Source organism: Pseudomonas sp. FH1 (genome assembly GCF_000510895.2).
Classification (GTDB): domain Bacteria; phylum Pseudomonadota; class Gammaproteobacteria; order Pseudomonadales; family Pseudomonadaceae; genus Aquipseudomonas; species Aquipseudomonas azotoformans_A.
The window spans coordinates 1-15771 of sequence record NZ_AOHM01000036.1 but is presented as its reverse complement, the minus strand read 5'-3'; the positions used below and the strand labels follow the sequence as shown (position 1 = coordinate 15771).

General features: G+C 58.9%; 20 protein-coding genes and 1 tRNA gene. 20 read left to right on the top strand and 1 reads right to left on the bottom strand.

Features of this window, described 5'->3' with window-relative positions; all coding sequences use genetic code 11:
• The first annotated feature begins 121 nt into the window (after nt 1–121).
• Together H096_RS12425 and H096_RS12420 are read left to right on the top strand one after the other, a co-directional pair.
• Complete coding sequence (locus H096_RS12425; protein WP_033898497.1) at nt 122–547, top strand: HIT domain-containing protein; 426 nt, start codon at nt 122–124, stop codon at nt 545–547.
• A gap of 3 nt (nt 548–550) precedes the next feature.
• Complete coding sequence (locus H096_RS12420; RefSeq protein ID WP_010208093.1) at nt 551–757, top strand: SlyX family protein; 207 nt, start codon at nt 551–553, stop codon at nt 755–757.
• A 69-nt stretch (nt 758–826) separates the two neighbouring features.
• On the opposite strand, the gene H096_RS34730 is transcribed toward H096_RS12420, so the two are convergent.
• Entirely contained in the window at nt 827–1429 is a 603-nt protein-coding gene (locus H096_RS34730; protein ID WP_033898496.1) for a cold-shock protein, read from the bottom strand.
• Between the two features lie 415 nt (nt 1430–1844).
• Here H096_RS34730 and H096_RS12410 point away from each other — a divergent pair, with 415 nt between their 5' ends.
• From H096_RS12410 to H096_RS12325, 18 genes are all read left to right on the top strand, one after another.
• Nucleotides 1845–2318, top strand: a complete 474-nt coding sequence (locus H096_RS12410) for a Dps family protein (protein WP_033898494.1) — start codon at nt 1845–1847, stop codon at nt 2316–2318.
• Between the two features lie 180 nt (nt 2319–2498).
• Nucleotides 2499–2831 carry a ribbon-helix-helix domain-containing protein gene (locus H096_RS12405; protein ID WP_033898493.1) on the top strand — a complete coding sequence of 111 codons (333 nt, stop codon included), beginning with the start codon at nt 2499–2501 and terminating at the stop codon, nt 2829–2831.
• 168 nt (nt 2832–2999) lie between these two features.
• Complete coding sequence (locus H096_RS12400) at nt 3000–3221, top strand: zinc ribbon domain-containing protein (protein WP_010208103.1); 222 nt, start codon at nt 3000–3002, stop codon at nt 3219–3221.
• A gap of 107 nt (nt 3222–3328) precedes the next feature.
• Nucleotides 3329–5104, top strand: a complete 1776-nt coding sequence (aspS, locus tag H096_RS12395; protein WP_033898492.1) for an aspartate--tRNA ligase — start codon at nt 3329–3331, stop codon at nt 5102–5104.
• Nucleotides 5105–5239: 135 nt separating this feature from the next.
• Complete coding sequence (locus tag H096_RS12390; RefSeq protein ID WP_033898490.1) at nt 5240–5986, top strand: YebC/PmpR family DNA-binding transcriptional regulator; 747 nt, start codon at nt 5240–5242, stop codon at nt 5984–5986.
• A gap of 177 nt (nt 5987–6163) precedes the next feature.
• Nucleotides 6164–6688: a crossover junction endodeoxyribonuclease RuvC gene (gene ruvC / locus H096_RS12385; protein ID WP_016975450.1), complete on the top strand. Its 525-nt coding sequence runs from the start codon at nt 6164–6166 to the stop codon at nt 6686–6688.
• A 67-nt stretch (nt 6689–6755) separates the two neighbouring features.
• Nucleotides 6756–7367, top strand: a complete 612-nt coding sequence (gene ruvA / locus H096_RS12380; protein ID WP_003175802.1) for a Holliday junction branch migration protein RuvA — start codon at nt 6756–6758, stop codon at nt 7365–7367.
• Nucleotides 7368–8426 (top strand): Holliday junction branch migration DNA helicase RuvB, encoded by a 1059-nt coding sequence (gene ruvB / locus H096_RS12375; protein WP_015885611.1) that lies wholly within the window; start codon nt 7368–7370, stop codon nt 8424–8426.
• Nucleotides 8427–8565: 139 nt separating this feature from the next.
• Nucleotides 8566–9021, top strand: a complete 456-nt coding sequence (ybgC, locus tag H096_RS12370; RefSeq protein ID WP_015885610.1) for a tol-pal system-associated acyl-CoA thioesterase — start codon at nt 8566–8568, stop codon at nt 9019–9021.
• Between the two features lies 1 nt (nt 9022).
• A complete protein-coding gene (gene tolQ / locus H096_RS12365) occupies nt 9023–9718 on the top strand; it encodes a protein TolQ (protein ID WP_015885609.1) in 696 nt (231 codons plus the stop codon).
• 23 nt (nt 9719–9741) lie between these two features.
• Nucleotides 9742–10194 (top strand): protein TolR, encoded by a 453-nt coding sequence (tolR, locus tag H096_RS12360; protein ID WP_161630238.1) that lies wholly within the window; start codon nt 9742–9744, stop codon nt 10192–10194.
• Nucleotides 10194–11267, top strand: coding sequence for a cell envelope integrity protein TolA (gene tolA, locus H096_RS12355; RefSeq protein WP_033898485.1), 1074 nt, complete (start codon nt 10194–10196; stop codon nt 11265–11267). Before tolR ends, tolA begins: the two co-directional genes overlap by 1 nt.
• Before the next feature lie 17 nt (nt 11268–11284).
• Complete coding sequence (tolB, locus tag H096_RS12350) at nt 11285–12565, top strand: Tol-Pal system beta propeller repeat protein TolB (protein WP_033898484.1); 1281 nt, start codon at nt 11285–11287, stop codon at nt 12563–12565.
• A 55-nt stretch (nt 12566–12620) separates the two neighbouring features.
• Complete coding sequence (gene pal / locus H096_RS12345; RefSeq protein WP_003209827.1) at nt 12621–13121, top strand: peptidoglycan-associated lipoprotein Pal; 501 nt, start codon at nt 12621–12623, stop codon at nt 13119–13121.
• A gap of 6 nt (nt 13122–13127) precedes the next feature.
• The gene (gene ybgF / locus H096_RS12340) at nt 13128–13961 is read left to right on the top strand and encodes a tol-pal system protein YbgF (RefSeq protein ID WP_016975447.1); all 834 of its coding nucleotides are present in this window, start codon (nt 13128–13130) and stop codon (nt 13959–13961) included.
• Nucleotides 13962–14124: 163 nt separating this feature from the next.
• A complete protein-coding gene (queE, locus tag H096_RS12335) occupies nt 14125–14772 on the top strand; it encodes a 7-carboxy-7-deazaguanine synthase QueE (protein WP_010208116.1) in 648 nt (215 codons plus the stop codon).
• A gap of 16 nt (nt 14773–14788) precedes the next feature.
• On the top strand, nt 14789–15463 hold the full coding sequence (gene queC, locus H096_RS12330) for a 7-cyano-7-deazaguanine synthase QueC (protein ID WP_028617741.1): 675 nt from the start codon (nt 14789–14791) through the stop codon (nt 15461–15463).
• Nucleotides 15464–15526: 63 nt separating this feature from the next.
• A tRNA-Lys gene (locus H096_RS12325) sits at nt 15527–15602 on the top strand.
• Nucleotides 15603–15771 lie beyond the last annotated feature (169 nt).

Genomic DNA, 15771 nt, shown 5'->3' with positions numbered 1-15771 from the left:
CGAAATGGTGCACTTTTTTTCGTCACGCCTTGCCTGGGCGCGTATTGGCTGACGTGAAGCAACAGCGATTCGCAGGTATGCTGGGGGCCTTGAACCTGACCTGCCGAACGGAGTGCCCGCGGTGTTCGCTTTAGACCAACGCCTTCAACAAGACACACTGGTCATCGGGGATTTCCCCCTGTGCCGCCTGCTGCTGTCCAATGACTCGAACTACCCCTGGTTCATCCTGGTACCGCGTATCAACGGTATCAGCGAAGTGTTTCAACTGGATGTCGTCGACCAGCAGCGCCTGTGGCAAGAAACCACCGCCTTGGCCCAGTTGCTGAATGAAGGCTTGTCCGCCGACAAGATGAACATCGGCGCCCTGGGCAACGTGGTCAGCCAGTTGCACGTGCATGTGATCGTGCGCAAACGTGATGATGCCGCCTGGCCTGCGCCGGTATGGGGCAAGCATCCTGCGCAGCCTTATACCGATGAACATGTGGCAGCCATTCGTGCTCGCCTGCGCGGGCTGTTGCCCTCCGACTTCGTCTTTACCCAGGGCTGAATCATGGATTTGCAAGACCGCGTCAACGATCTGGAAAGCCGCCTGGCCTTCCAGGACGACACCATCGAGACCCTCAATGACATCCTCGTCACCCAGCAGCGGGCCGTCGAACGCCTGCAGCTGCAGATGACCGCGCTGCTCAAGCGCCAGGAAGAAATGGGCGGTCAGTTCGAAACGTCTGAAGAAGAAGCGCCGCCGCCTCACTATTAATAGGCGCGCATAAAAAAACCGCGATCCAGCCAGGCTGGGTCGCGGTTTTTTTTGCTGCGAAGGCGGGTATCAGCGACGCGGCAGTGCAGCGATCACGTCTTCGGCCTGCAGGCCTTTGTCGCGATTCATAACGGAGAATTCCACGCGCTGGCCTTCCACCAGAACGCGATGGCCTTCGCCGCGAATGGCCCGGAAGTGGACGAAGATATCGTCGCCCGAATCACGGGAAATAAAGCCGAAGCCTTTGGAGGTGTTGAACCACTTGACGGTACCGGTATCCCGATTGGTCATGTCGTAGGTTTGCGACGAGGCCGCAGGGGACGAGCGGTAGAAGCTGATGGCCAGGTGAAGAACAATGGCGACCACAGCAATCACCAAGCTGAGCAGGATGGCCGGGTGGCCGCCGACTTCAGGCATGGGGGCCAGGAGGGTGAGGGTTTGTACGACAACAGTCAGTACCAACAGCGCGCTGACCAGGTTTTGCAGTTGATGACGCGTGCCTTTGTTCCAGTAAGGGATCACCGGTGCCAGCGTCAGGTTAAGAAGGCCGAACAAGGCCAGGTACAGAGCGTCGTGTTGTTCCAGATACGGCAGGCTTTCAGGCTGCAGGGTCGGGATAAAGGACAGCAGCAAAGCTGCAACGCCCGTTAGCAGGTGGACGATTTTCAACATTTTGATTAACTCACGTTAAGACGGATCACAAGGAAGAGCTGACTGGCACGGTTCGCTTCTGAACAATGGGAGGCGTTGGGCACGTGCGCGGGGTATCAGCCTATGCCGCTGCCGCAGAAAGTAACGGCGACGACACGCCGCCTATTTAACAGCAAAGGCTGTGCCTACTCAAATCAAGCATTTCGAGGTGTTGCAAGGGCGACGGCATTTCTGCGTCAAACGCTTGTCCTAGACACGTGCGGGCTTTTCAAGCGGCCTTCTGGGAGATTTCCTACATGGGCCCAAGGCTTAGACTGTGTCGTTTTCACCGGCCGGGGCGGGGCGAATTGCCGCGCCGGGCTGCGCATCACCGGCACACTTGCTAGAGTGGACCTGCACCTGATCAATGAATGCTTGTCAATTGAAGGGGATAAACATGGCAATCGATATCGGTATCAGTGAAGAAGATCGTAAATCCATCGTCGACGGGCTTTCGCGACTGCTTTCCGATACCTATGTACTGTACCTGAAGACCCACAACTTCCATTGGAACGTCACGGGCCCTATGTTCCGCACGTTGCACCTGATGTTCGAAGAGCAATACAACGAGCTGGCGCTGGCGGTGGACTCCATTGCCGAGCGTATCCGTGCATTGGGTTTCCCGGCGCCGGGTGCCTACTCGGTCTACGCGCGTCTTTCTTCCATCAAGGAAGAAGAAGGCGTGCCGAATGCTGAAGACATGATCAAGCAACTGGTAGAAGGTCAGGAAGCGGTCACGCGCACCGCGCGCGGCATCTTCCCGCTGCTCGACAAGGTCAGCGATGAGCCGACGGCCGACCTGTTGACCCAGCGCATGCAGGTTCACGAGAAAACCGCGTGGATGCTGCGTTCCCTGCTCGAAAATAAGTAAACAACTACCCTTGGCGGCGTCTTCCCGGCGCCGCTCGCTTGTTTCCGCGCATTTCCTGGCGTTGTCCTACGCCTATCAACGTCGCGTCTTCTGGCTGCTGCACTCTGCCTGCGGTTTTATAAGGCCATTGCCTAATGGGACATCCCATGGGCGGCTGTTTGGCAATGGAGTGTCAGGTGTATGTCACGTGGAGTGGGTAATGGAATCATGGAAACCAGTGGTTTTCATAAAATAAAGGTCGACCCCTTTGCAAAAGGGTTCGACATGGGGCTTGCCAAGCCATTGTCCCGGTCGGTAAGGCTCAACGGGTTTTCCACGTGCCTGCGGCTGGAGCAGATCTATTGGAATATCCTCACGGAGATTGCCAGGATCAACGCCTGTTCGGTCAGTGCGTTGCTGTCCTATGTGGATCGGGAAGTGCACTTGCGTCATGGCGGGGTGAAGAACTTCAGTGGGTTGGTCAGGGTGGTGTGTGTGGTTCACGCCTTGAAAGAGCGTGTTCAACCTTCTTAGCCACCGGGCTTCGGGGTCAGCCTTCCTTTGAGGCGGGCAAGGCCCCGGGGCAGAAAGCCGGCTGCGCTGCCTCGATTTACCAGATATAATCCCGCGCTTTGCTGCGCGTGCCGGGGTTGTTCCGGAGCAGGCGTGGCGCAGTAACGTTCTGATCGCCGAGACATCGCCATGCCCATGTACGACTATCAATGTGCTTCCTGTGGTCATCAGTTGGAAGCCATTCAGAAGATCAGCGCCGCGCCGCTGGTCGATTGCCCGGCCTGCCAAGCGCCGGAGCTCAAGAAAATGTTGTCCATGCCAGGCTTCCGCCTGAGCGGCAGCGGCTGGTACGAGACCGACTTCAAGACCGGCTCGAAGAAGAATCTGGCGGGCGGCGACAAAGCAGACTGAGTTGAACTCTACGCGCAGGCTCCTGCATTATCCGTCCCCTGCTTTAATGTACGGTGACGAGGCAAGCCTCCACCGAATTACGAATTACGAGAAGTGAAACCACGACCATGATGCGCAGCCACTATTGCGGCCAACTGAACGAGACCCTGGAAGGTCAGGAAATCACCCTTTGCGGATGGGTTCACCGTCGCCGCGACCACGGCGGGGTGATCTTCCTCGACATCCGTGATCGTGATGGTCTGGCCCAGGTGGTGTTCGACCCGGATCGCGCCGAAAGCTTCGCCGCTGCCGACCGCGTGCGCAGCGAATACGTCGTGAAGATCACCGGCAAGGTTCGCCTGCGTCCGGAAGGCGCCGTGAACAAGAACATGGCCTCCGGCGGCATCGAAGTGCTGGGCTACGAGCTGGAAGTGCTGAACGAGTCGGAAACCCCGCCGTTCCCACTCAACGAATACTCCGACGTCGGCGAAGAAACCCGCCTGCGCTATCGCTTCCTGGACCTGCGTCGTCCGGAAATGGCAGAGAAGCTGCGCCTGCGTTCGCGCATGACCACCAGCATCCGCCGCTTCCTCGACGAAAACGGCTTCCTGGACGTAGAAACCCCGATCCTGACCCGGGCCACCCCGGAAGGCGCGCGTGACTACCTGGTGCCGAGCCGTACCCACGCGGGTTCGTTCTTCGCCCTGCCGCAGTCGCCGCAGCTGTTCAAGCAACTGCTGATGGTGGCCGGCTTCGACCGTTACTACCAGATCGCCAAGTGCTTCCGTGACGAAGACCTGCGCGCCGACCGCCAGCCGGAATTCACCCAGATCGACATCGAGACCAGCTTCCTCGATGAAAAAGAGATCATGGGCCTGACCGAGCAGATGATCCGCAACCTGTTCAAGGAAGTGCTGGACCTGGAATTCGGCGACTTCCCGCACATGACCTTCGAAGAAGCCATGCGCCGCTACGGTTCCGACAAGCCAGACCTGCGTAACCCGCTGGAACTGGTGGACGTGGCCGACCAACTCAAGGAAGTCGACTTCAAGGTGTTCAGCGGCCCGGCCAACGACCCTAAGTGCCGCATCGCCGCCCTGCGCGTGCCTGGCGGCGCGAGCATGCCGCGCAAGCAGATCGACGACTACACCAAGTTCGTCGGCATCTACGGTGCCAAGGGCCTGGCGTACATCAAGGTCAACGAGCGCGCCAACGGTGTTGAAGGACTGCAATCGCCGATCGTTAAAAACATCCCGCTGGACAACCTGAACGCGATCCTTGATCGCGTCGGTGCAGTCGACGGCGACATCGTGTTCTTCGGCGCCGACAAAGCCAAGATCGTCAGCGAGGCCCTGGGCGCGCTGCGGATCAAGCTGGGTCACGACCTGAACCTGCTGACCTGTGAATGGGCCCCGATGTGGGTCGTTGACTTCCCGATGTTCGAAGAGAACGACGACGGCAGCTTCAGCGCCTTGCACCACCCGTTCACCGCGCCGAAGTGCTCGCCGGCTGAGCTGGAAGCCAACCCGGCAGGCGCTTTGTCCCGTGCCTACGACATGGTGCTCAACGGCACTGAGCTGGGTGGCGGTTCGATCCGTATCCACCGTAAAGAGATGCAACAAGCGGTGTTCCGCCTGTTGGGCATCAACGAAGCGGAACAGGAAGAGAAATTCGGCTTCCTGCTCGACGCCCTGAAATACGGCGCACCGCCGCACGGTGGCCTGGCGTTCGGCCTGGACCGTCTGGTGATGCTGATGACCGGCGCCCAGTCGATCCGTGAAGTGATCGCCTTCCCGAAAACCCAGAGCGCTGCGGACGTCATGACCCAGGCGCCAGGTGTGGTGGATGCCAAGGCATTGCGCGAACTGCACATCCGCCTGCGCGAGACGCCTAAGGCTGAGTAAGGCTGCTGCGTGAAAGCGCACTGAGGTTTACGCAGTCTAAAAAGGCGCATCTTCGGATGCGCCTTTGCGTTAAAGGACTATTCCTCGCCTGGGGCGGGGGTGATCAAGGTTTCTACAGAATTTCGGAGTTGTGTTATGGCTGGCCATTCCAAGTGGGCGAACATCAAGCACCGCAAAGAGCGTCAGGATGCCAAGAAAGGCAAGATATTCACCAAGTGGATTCGCGAGCTGACCGTCGCCGCCCGCCAGGGCGGTGGTGACCCCGGCTCCAACCCGCGCCTGCGCTTGGCGTTGGACAAGGCGCTGGGCGCCAACATGAGCCGCGACATCATCGACCGCGCCGTGGCCCGTGGCGCTGGTGCTGCCGACACCGACGACATGGTCGAGCTGAGCTACGAAGGCTACGGCCCGGGCGGCGTGGCGGTGATGGTCGAGTGCATGACCGACAACCGCAACCGCACCGCGGCAGCCGTACGTCATGCGTTCAGCAAGTGCGGTGGCAACCTCGGCACCGACGGTTCGGTGGCTTACCTGTTCGAGCGCAAGGGGCAGATCACCTTTGCACCCGGCACGGATGAAGATGCGCTGATGGAGGCCGCGATGGAGGCGGATGCCGACGACGTGGTGACCAACGAAGACGGCTCCATCGACGTGTTCACCTCGTTCGCCAGCTTCTACGCCGTGCGCAATGCGCTGGAAGCCGCTGGCTTCAAAGGCACTGACGCGGAGATCGTGATGCTGCCGACCACCAGCGCCGAGCTGGACCTGGACGGTGCGCAGAAAGTGCTGAAGATGCTGGATATGCTGGAAGATTTGGATGATGTGCAGAATGTGTATTCCAACGCGGATATCCCGGAAGAAGTCGCTGCACAGCTTACCTAAGAACGATGAAAGTCCAGTGTGGAAGCGGGCTTTTGTGGCGAGGGAGCTTGCTCCCGTTGGGGTGCGAAGCGCCCCCAAAAGCCTGCGCCTGCTACGCAGTCGAGCGGGAGCAAGCTCCCTCGCCACAAAAGCAGCTCCCACATTGGATCTATGTGTTTCCACAAAACCGCAGGCGTTATGACTTTAATTCTAGGTATCGACCCCGGTTCGCGCATCACCGGTTTTGGCGTGGTGCAACAGACCCCGCGCGGCTGTGTCTATGTCGCCTCGGGCTGCATCCGCACCGGCGCGGGCGAGTTGGCCGAGCGCCTGCAGATCGTCTATCGCGGCGTGCGTGAAGTGATCCAGACCTACGGACCGGTCACCATGGGCATCGAAAAGGTGTTCATGGCAAAAAATGCCGATTCGGCGTTGAAGCTGGGCCAGGCCCGTGGCGCCGCCATCGTGGCTGGAGCGGAGGAGGGCATGGAAATCGCCGAATACACCGCGACCCAAGTCAAGCAGGCCGTGGTCGGTACGGGGGCGGCGAATAAAGAGCAGGTGCAGATGATGGTCATGCACATGCTCAAGCTCACCTCAAAACCGCAGATCGACGCCTCCGACGCCCTGGCCATTGCCATTTGCCATGCGCACACCCGTTCCAGCCTGTTGCCACATGGCCTGGGCACTGCACGCAGTCGTGGCGGTCGCCTGCGTCTCTGATAGCATCAGCGCAATCGAAATTTCCGGTCAGGCCATGCGCTGACCCCACGCTTTAAGGATCTGAACCGTGATTGGACGCTTGCGCGGCACCCTGGCTGAGAAACAGCCGCCGCACCTGATTCTGGATGTAAACGGGCTGGGGTATGAGCTGGAAGTGCCCATGACCACCCTGTATCGCCTACCGTCGGTCGGTGAGCCGATTACGCTGCACACCCATTTGGTGGTGCGCGAAGACGCGCAACTACTCTATGGTTTCATCGGCAAGCGCGACCGTGACTTCTTCCGCGAGCTGATCCGCCTCAACGGGGTGGGCCCGAAACTGGCCCTGGCGTTGATGTCGAGCCTGGAAGTGGATGAGCTGGTGCGCGCCGTTTCGGCCCAGGACACGTCGGCGCTGACCAAGGTGCCGGGTGTCGGCAAGAAGACTGCCGAGCGCCTGCTGGTGGAGCTCAAGGACCGCTTCAAGGCCTGGGAAGTGGTGCCGAGCATGTTCGCCCTGGTGCCGAATCAGCCGGATATGCCGGCTGGCCAGGTTGCCAGCGCCGAAAGCGATGCGGTCAGCGCGCTGATTTCCCTGGGCTATAAGCCGCAGGAAGCCAGCAAGGCCGTGTCGGCCATCAAGGACAAGAACCTGAGCAGTGAAGACATGATCCGCCGCGCCCTGAAGGGAATGATTTAAGTGATTGAAGCTGATCGTCTGATTGCAGCCACTGGCCCGCGCGACCGTGAAGAGGTCCAGGACCGCGCCATCCGCCCCCTGAGCCTGGCCGACTACATCGGCCAGCCCACCGTGCGCGAGCAGATGGAGCTGTTCATCCAGGCTGCGCGTGGGCGCAGCGAGTCGCTGGACCACACGCTGATTTTCGGCCCTCCTGGGTTGGGCAAGACCACCCTGGCCAATATCATCGCCCAGGAAATGGGCGTGTCGATCAAGTCCACCTCCGGCCCGGTGCTGGAGCGTCCGGGTGACCTGGCGGCACTGTTGACCAACCTTGAACCCCACGACGTGCTGTTCATCGACGAGATCCACCGGCTCTCGCCAATCGTCGAGGAAGTGCTGTACCCGGCGATGGAGGACTTCCAGCTCGACATCATGATTGGCGAAGGCCCGGCAGCGCGCTCGATCAAGCTCGACCTGCCACCGTTCACCCTGGTGGGCGCCACCACCCGTGCGGGTATGTTGACCAACCCGTTGCGAGACCGTTTCGGCATTGTTCAACGTCTAGAGTTCTATAGCACGGCCGACCTTGCGACCATTGTCAGCCGTTCGGCGGGCATTCTCGGCTTGCCGCTGGACCCGGAAGGCGCGTTTGAAATCGCCCGTCGGGCCCGCGGTACGCCTCGAATTGCCAACCGTTTGCTGCGACGTGTGCGCGACTTTGCCGAGGTGCGGGCCAAGGGGCACATCACCAAGGCCGTGGCCGACCTGGCGTTGAACCTGCTGGATGTGGATGAGCATGGCTTCGATCACCAGGATCGGCGTCTACTCTTGACCATGATCGAGAAGTTCGACGGCGGCCCGGTGGGGGTCGACAGCCTGGCCGCGGCCATCAGTGAGGAGCGTCATACCATTGAGGATGTGCTGGAGCCGTACTTGATCCAGCAGGGTTACATCATGCGTACCCCGAGGGGGCGAGTCGTCACGCGTCACGCCTATCTGCACTTCGGGTTAAACATTCCGTCACGATTGGGCGAGATGCCTGTAGTAGACGAATTCCTCGATGCAGTAGACGATTAAAAGCTTCACGCCAGACGATTTATCCGAGGTTTGTGCTGTCCTAGTGGCTGGTGTCGTCATTCAGTCACTGGAAATGTTTCGATGGATGAAAAAACAGTTGCCCAGCCGGATTGGCAACCTGAGGAGTAAGCACTAGAGTATGCGCGCGCAAAACGGGGATCAGTCGTTCGCACATCGCTGTCGCGTTTATTACGAGGACACCGATGCGGGCGGCATCGTGTATTACGTCAACTACCTCAAGTTCATGGAGCGGGCTCGAACCGAGCGGCTACGGGAACTGGGCTTTGCCCAGTCCCAGCTGGCAGGGGAGGACCTGTTATTCGTCGTGCATTCCAGCGAGGCGCGGTATCACGCGCCGGCGCGGCTGGACGACGAGTTGTTGGTCAGCGCTGAAGTAATCGAATTGAACCGTGTCAGCCTGCGTTTCAAGCAGCAGGTCAGGCGGGCAACGGATGCAACGCTGCTCTGTGAGGGGCAGTTCCTGGTGGCCTGTGTGCGCACCAATAGTTTGAAACCCCGGGCCATTCCCGAAGCTCTACGTGCGGCCTTTGCCGACGTAAGCGGCGCGGGTAAACAATCAAAGCAGGAGATTTAGCGTGGAACCTACCGTCGTCGACCATTCCTCCATGTGGAGCCTGGTCAGCAATGCCAGTGTTGTGGTTCAACTGGTCATGCTGACCCTGGTAGCCGCATCGGTTACCTCTTGGGTCATGATTTTTCAGCGCAGCAACCTGCTGCGTGCCGGTCGACGTGCCCTGGAGAGCTTTGAAGAGCGCTTCTGGTCGGGTATCGACCTGTCCAAGCTGTACCGCCAGGCTGGCAGCAACCCAGACCCGGATTCGGGCGTCGAGCAAATCTTCCGCGCCGGCTTCAAGGAATTCTCCCGCCTGCGCCAGCAGCCAGGTGTTGACCCGGAAGCGGTCATGGAAGGCGTGGCCCGCGCCATGCGTGTCGCCATTTCCCGCGAAGAAGAGAAGCTTGAGCAAAGCTTGCCGTTTCTTGCCACCGTAGGTTCCGTGAGCCCGTACATCGGCTTGTTCGGTACCGTGTGGGGCATCATGAACTCCTTCCGTGGCCTGGCCCAGGCCCAGCAAGCGACCCTGGCCACCGTGGCTCCAGGTATTGCCGAAGCCCTGATCGCCACCGCGATCGGCTTGTTCGCTGCTATCCCCGCAGTAATTGCCTACAACCGTTTTGCCGCCACCAGCGAAACGTTGATCGGCCGTTACTACACCTTCGCCGACGAATTCCAGGCGATCCTGCACCGTAAAGTGCACACCAGCGAAGAATAAGCAGGTAATTCCCAATGGCTTTAATCGCTCGAGCTCGCAAAAAGCGCAAGCCGGTCGCCGAGATGAACGTAGTGCCTTACATCGACGTGATGCTGGTGCTGCTGGTTATCTTCATGGTGACCGCGCCGATGCTCAATCAGGGCGTGAAGGTTGATCTGCCCAAGGTTTCCAGCGAAGCCTTGCCGCAAGACAACAACACCCAGGTCCTGACCATTTCGATCAAGGCTGACAAGACCTATTACTGGAACCTTGGCAGCGAAGTCGATACCCAAAAACAGCAGGACAAGGCCATGACCTTGCCGCAGATGACCGACGCGGTGACCAAGATCATTCGCTCTGGCAATGAAGGCGGCAAGCACACCCAAGTCTTCATTCGCGGCGACAAAGTGGTCGACTATGGCTCCGTCATGGGCGCCATGGGCGGACTGCAGAAGGCCGGCGTGGGTAACGTTGGCTTGATTACCGAGGCGCCCTGATGCAGCAACAGCGAGAGCCGTCCGCCTCGGAAAGCTTCTTCTGGCCTAGCGTCTGGGCAATTGCCCTGCACGTCCTGGTGTTTGGCATGCTGTTCGTCAGCTTTGCCATGACCCCGGACCTGCCGCCAGCCAAGCCGATCGTGCAGGCGACCCTGTATCAGCTGAAATCGAAAAGTCAGGCCACCACCCAGACCAATCAGAAGATTGCGGGTGAGGCCCAGAAGTCGGCTGCGCGCCAGACTGAAGTCGAACAGATGGAACAGAAGAAGGTCGAGCAGGAAGCGGTGAAGGCTGCTGCGGAACAAAAGAAAGAAGAGGCGGCTCAAAAGGCCGAGGAATCGAAAAAGGCTGACGAAGCGAAGAAAGCGGACGAGGCGAAAAAGGCTGATGAAGCCAAGAAAGCCGAGAAAGCTGCCGAAGCCAAAAAGGCCGAAGAGAAACAATTGGCTGATATAGCCAAGAAGAAGTCTGAAGAAGAAGCCAAGAAGGCTGCTGAAGAAGAGGCCAAGAAAAAGGCCGCTGAAGACGCCAAGAAGAAAATAGTCGAAGACGCGAAGAAGAAAGCCGCCGAAGACGCCAAGAAAAAAGCTGAAGCAGACGAGGCGAAGAAAAAAGTCGCCGACGACGCGAAGAAGAAAGCTGCCGCCGATGCCCAGAAGAAAAAGGCCCAGGAAGCAGCGCGCAAATCCGCCGAAGAGAAAAAGGCCCAGGCCTTGGCAGACTTGCTCTCCGACACGCCGCAGCGTCAGCAAGCCTTGGCCGATGAACGTGGCGATGAAGTTGCGGGCAGTTTCGACGACCTGATTCGGGCGCGGGCAGCAGAGGGTTGGACACGTCCACCTTCGGCACGTAAAGGCATGACAGTAGTGCTGCAGATCGGCATGTTGCCGGACGGTACGGTGACTTCGGTCAGCGTGTCCAAGTCCAGTGGTGACGGTTCGTTCGACAGTTCGGCGGTTGCCGCGGTCAAGAATATTGGCCGGTTGACCGAGATGCAGGGAATGAAACCAAGCGACTTCGCTCCCTATCGTTCATTCAAGATGACATTCACACCTGAGGATCTAGCCTTGTGAGAAACCTTCTTCGAGGAATGCTTGTCGTTATTTGCTGTATGGCAGGGATAGCGGCGGCGGATGAAAAGAACATCCTGGTCACCAGCGGTAGCGATCGGGCCACCCCGATCGCAGTAGTACCGTTCGGTTGGCAAGGCGGCAGCGTGCTGCCGGACGACATGGCCCAGATCGTCAGCGACGACCTGCGCAACTCCGGTTACTACGCACCGATTCCAAAAGGCAACATGATCAGCCAGCCAAACCAGGCCAGCGAAGTCGTGTTCCGTGACTGGAAAGCGGTAGGCGCGCAGTACCTGATGGTCGGCAATATCACGCCGGCCGGTGGTCGTCTGCAAATCACCTACACCTTGTTCAACGTGGCGACCGAGCAGCAGGTTCTGACCGGCAGCGTGTCGGGCACGGCCGAGCAGATCCGCGACATGGCCCACTACATCTCGGACCAGTCGTTTGAAAAACTCACCGGTATCAAGGGGGCTTTCTCGACGCGTCTGCTGTACGTAACGGCTGAGCGTTTCTCCGTAGACAACACTCGTTACACTTTGCAGCGTTCGGACTACGACGGTGCGCGGGCTGTGACTTTGCTGCAATCGCGTGAGCCAATCCTGTCGCCGCGCTTCGCGCCGGACGGCAAGCGTATTGCCTACGTGTCCTTCGAACAGAAGCGTCCGCGTATCTTCGTCCAGCACATCGATACTGGCCGTCGTGAGCAGATCACCAACTTCGAAGGCCTCAACGGTGCACCGGCCTGGTCTCCGGATGGTTCGCGCCTGGCGTTTGTACTGTCTAAAGATGGCAACCCGGATATCTACGTGATGAACATGGCTTCGCGCCAGATCACTCGCGCAACCAGCGGCCCGGGCATCAACACCGAACCGTTCTGGGGCAAGGATGGTTCGACCATCTACTTCACCTCTGACCGCGGCGGCAAGCCACAGGTTTATAAGGCGAATGTGAATGGTGGTGGTGCAGAACGCGTTACCTTTATTGGCAACTACAACGCCAACCCTAAACTTTCGGCCGATGAAAAGACGTTGGTGATGATTCACCGTCAGGATGGTTTCACTAATTTCCGGGTTGCGGCCCAGGATTTGCAGCGCGGAACCGTAAAAATCCTCACAGATACCAACCTTGATGAGTCAGCCACTGTTGCGCCCAACGGCACCATGGTAATCTACGCCACCCGCCAGCAGGGCCGGGGAGTCTTGATGCTCGTGTCCATAAATGGACGCGTAAGGCTCCCACTTCCTACCGCACAAGGCGAAGTCAGAGAACCATCCTGGTCCCCTTACCTGAACTGACGCGGCGCTACAAAAAGAAGTACTTAACACACTGGGGTTCATTAGGAGTTTCACGATGGAAATGCTGAAGTTTGGTAAGTTTGCTGCTCTGGCTCTGGCTCTGTCCGTAGCCGTTGGTTGCTCGTCTAAAGGCGGCGACAATGCCGGTGAAGGCGCAGCTGTTGATCCAAACGCTGGTTACGGCGCTAACACTGGTGCGGTTGACGGCTCCCTGAGCGAAGAAGCTGCTCTGCGCGCTATCACCACTTTCTACTTCGAATACGACAGTTCGGACCTGAAACCAGAAGCCATGCGCGCTCTGGACGTTCACGCGAAGGACCTGAAAGCTAACGGCGCTCGCGTTGTTCTGGAAGGTAACACTGACGAACGTGGTACTCGTGAGTACAACATGGCACTGGGCGAGCGTCGTGCGAAAGCCGTTCAGCGCTACCTGGTACTGCAAGGTGTTGCTCCAGGCCAACTGGAACTGGTTTCCTACGGTAAAGAGCGTCCAGTTGCTACTGGCCACGACGAGCAGTCCTGGGCTCAAAACCGTCGCGTCGAACTGCGTAAGTAATTCGTCATGCGAACGTGCCGTCGTGCTCTAACTGTATTGGCTCTCAGCCTCGCACCGCTTGCGGTGTGGGCTGCGGTTCCTGTGGAAGATAGCAACTCTGGCTATAACAATAGCGGGAGCAGTTATCCGCCAGCGGGTTATGGCACGAACGGCGCCTATGCGGGGGGAGCGGCTACGTCCGCTCCCTCGGCACAGGGCGAACTGTTCAACCAGCTGCAACGCATGCAGGATCAACTGGCGCAGCAACAAGGCACCATTGAAGTACTGCAAAACCAAGTGAACCAGCTGAAGCAAGAAGGCCTGGAGCGTTACCAGGATCTTGATCGACGCATTGGAGCCGGCGTTCAACCTGCCGCAACTCCTGATAATTCTTCTGCCGGTGGCGCGCCAAGCGCTGCTGCCGGTGGTGCAGCAGCAGGGGCGGCTGCCAGCCAAGCCCCTGCCGCGAGCAGCGAACCGGGTGATCCGGCGAAGGAAAAGCTGTATTACGATGCAGCCTTCGACCTGATCAAAGCCAAGGATTTCGATAAGGCCAGCCAGGCATTTACCGCTTTCCTGCGCAAATACCCGAACAGCCAGTACGCGGGCAATGCCCAATACTGGTTGGGTGAAGTCAACCTGGCCAAGGGTGATCTACAGGGCGCGGGCCAGGCATTTGCCAAGGTCAGCCAGCTGTACCCCAAGCACGCCAAGGTGCCGGATTCACTGTACAAACTCGCTGACGTAGAACGCCGCCTGGGTCATACCGACAAGGTCAAAGGCATTCTGCAGCAGGTTGTGGCCCAGTATCCGGGGACTTCCGCTGCCCAATTGGCCCAGCGGGATCTGCAGCGCTTGTAAGCGATGCAGCCGTTTAGAAGAAACCCGCGCCTGGCGCGGGTTTTTTCGTTAGAATCCACGCCCTTTTATGAAACACGCTTTTTGGGGCCTGCGCGTTGGCGGGGTTCCTTTAAGTGCCTGACGGAGGCGGACAGCCTGTTTAGCTGTTACGCCCGTGGCGACTATGCAAGACACATTACGTATTACCGAAGTTTTTTACTCGTTGCAGGGTGAAACGCGAACGGCTGGCCTGCCCACAGTATTTGTGCGCCTGACCGGTTGCCCCCTGCGTTGCCAATACTGCGACAGCGCCTACGCCTTCAGTGGCGGCACGGTGCGCACCCTCGATGACATTCTGGAGCAGGTCGCCGGCTACAAGCCGCGCTACGTCTGTGTGACCGGCGGCGAGCCGTTGGCTCAGCCCAATGCCATCCCGTTGCTCAAGCAGCTGTGTGATGCCGGCTACGAGGTTTCCCTGGAGACCAGTGGCGCCCTGGACATCTCCGCGGTCGACCCCCGTGTCAGCCGCGTGGTCGACCTCAAGACCCCCGACTCCAAGGAAGCGCACCGTAACCGCTACGAGAACATCGAGCTGCTGACGGCCAACGACCAGGTCAAGTTCGTCATTTGTTCCCGCGACGACTACGACTGGGCGAACTCCAAGCTGATTCAATACGGGCTGGACCGCCGCGCAGGCGAAGTGCTGTTTTCGCCAAGCCACCATGACCTGAATGCACGCGACCTCGCCGATTGGGTGGTTGCAGACAACCTACCGGTGCGCCTGCAATTGCAGCTGCATAAATACCTTTGGAACGACGAGCCAGGACGCTGATATGACTGAACACACAATGGATCAAAAACGCGCGGTAATCCTGCTATCCGGCGGCCTCGACTCCGCCACCGTGGTGGCCATGGCCCAGGCGCAAGGCTACAGCTGCTACACCATGAGCTTCGACTACGGCCAGCGTCACCGCGCCGAGCTGAACGCCGCCGCGCGTGTCGCCCGTGAGATGGGCGTGGTCGAGCACAAAGTGATCGGACTGAACCTCAACGGCATCGGTGGCTCCGCGCTGACCGACAGCAGCATCGATGTGCCGGAAGCGCCCAGCGAAGGTATCCCGGTGACCTATGTGCCGGCACGCAACACCGTGTTCCTGTCCCTGGCCCTCGGCTGGGCAGAAGTGCTCAACGCCCGCGACATCTTCATCGGCGTCAACGCAGTGGATTACTCCGGTTACCCGGACTGCCGCCCAGAGTTCGTCGAGTCGTTCGAGCGCATGGCCAACCTGGCGACTAAAGCCGGTGTAGAAGGGCAGGGTTTCCGTATCCTGGCGCCGCTGCAAAACCTGAGCAAGGCCGATATCGTCAAGGCTGGTGTAGGACTCGGCGTAGATTATTCGCTGACTGTTTCCTGCTATCAGGCAGACGATGACGGCCGTGCTTGTGGGAAATGCGACAGCTGCCGACTGCGTGCAGAAGGCTTCCAAGCGGCCGGAATTACTGACCCAACGCGTTATTTCTGATTTATTTCAAATAAGGTGTTGAATAATCCTTAGAAATCAGTATTATACGCGCCACCACACAGCGGGTCGTTAGCTCAGTTGGTAGAGCAGTTGGCTTTTAACCAATTGGTCGTAGGTTCGAATCCCACACGACCCACCATTTTTGGCGGTTTAGAAAATCCGGAAGGCCCACGCAAGTGAGGATTTCCGGGTTTTTTTTTGCCTGTTCGAAACGTTAAAGGCCCCGGCTCGTAAAGAGTCCGGGGCCTTTTTTATTTCTCTGTCCCGTCCTGAATAAGGTTTACGCCTTCTGACCTATCTTCAGGAGG

Excerpts from the sequence above, each read along its gene's own strand:
- ybgC (WP_015885610.1), top strand. The coding sequence starts at position 8,566 with ATGCGCGCGCAAAACGGGGATCAGTCGTTCGCACATCGCTGTCGCGTT.
- H096_RS12390 (WP_033898490.1), top strand. The coding sequence starts at position 5,240 with ATGGCTGGCCATTCCAAGTGGGCGAACATCAAGCACCGCAAAGAGCGT.
- H096_RS12410 (WP_033898494.1), top strand. The coding sequence starts at position 1,845 with ATGGCAATCGATATCGGTATCAGTGAAGAAGATCGTAAATCCATCGTC.
- H096_RS12420 (WP_010208093.1), top strand. The coding sequence starts at position 551 with ATGGATTTGCAAGACCGCGTCAACGATCTGGAAAGCCGCCTGGCCTTC.
- ybgF (WP_016975447.1), top strand. The coding sequence starts at position 13,128 with ATGCGAACGTGCCGTCGTGCTCTAACTGTATTGGCTCTCAGCCTCGCA.
- tolA (WP_033898485.1), top strand. The coding sequence starts at position 10,194 with ATGCAGCAACAGCGAGAGCCGTCCGCCTCGGAAAGCTTCTTCTGGCCT.
- aspS (WP_033898492.1), top strand. The coding sequence starts at position 3,329 with ATGATGCGCAGCCACTATTGCGGCCAACTGAACGAGACCCTGGAAGGT.
- ruvC (WP_016975450.1), top strand. The coding sequence starts at position 6,164 with ATGACTTTAATTCTAGGTATCGACCCCGGTTCGCGCATCACCGGTTTT.
- queE (WP_010208116.1), top strand. The coding sequence starts at position 14,125 with ATGCAAGACACATTACGTATTACCGAAGTTTTTTACTCGTTGCAGGGT.
- H096_RS34730 (WP_033898496.1), bottom strand. The coding sequence starts at position 1,429 with ATGTTGAAAATCGTCCACCTGCTAACGGGCGTTGCAGCTTTGCTGCTG.
- H096_RS12400 (WP_010208103.1), top strand. The coding sequence starts at position 3,000 with ATGCCCATGTACGACTATCAATGTGCTTCCTGTGGTCATCAGTTGGAA.
- H096_RS12405 (WP_033898493.1), top strand. The coding sequence starts at position 2,499 with ATGTCACGTGGAGTGGGTAATGGAATCATGGAAACCAGTGGTTTTCAT.
- queC (WP_028617741.1), top strand. The coding sequence starts at position 14,789 with ATGGATCAAAAACGCGCGGTAATCCTGCTATCCGGCGGCCTCGACTCC.
- pal (WP_003209827.1), top strand. The coding sequence starts at position 12,621 with ATGGAAATGCTGAAGTTTGGTAAGTTTGCTGCTCTGGCTCTGGCTCTG.
- tolB (WP_033898484.1), top strand. The coding sequence starts at position 11,285 with ATGCTTGTCGTTATTTGCTGTATGGCAGGGATAGCGGCGGCGGATGAA.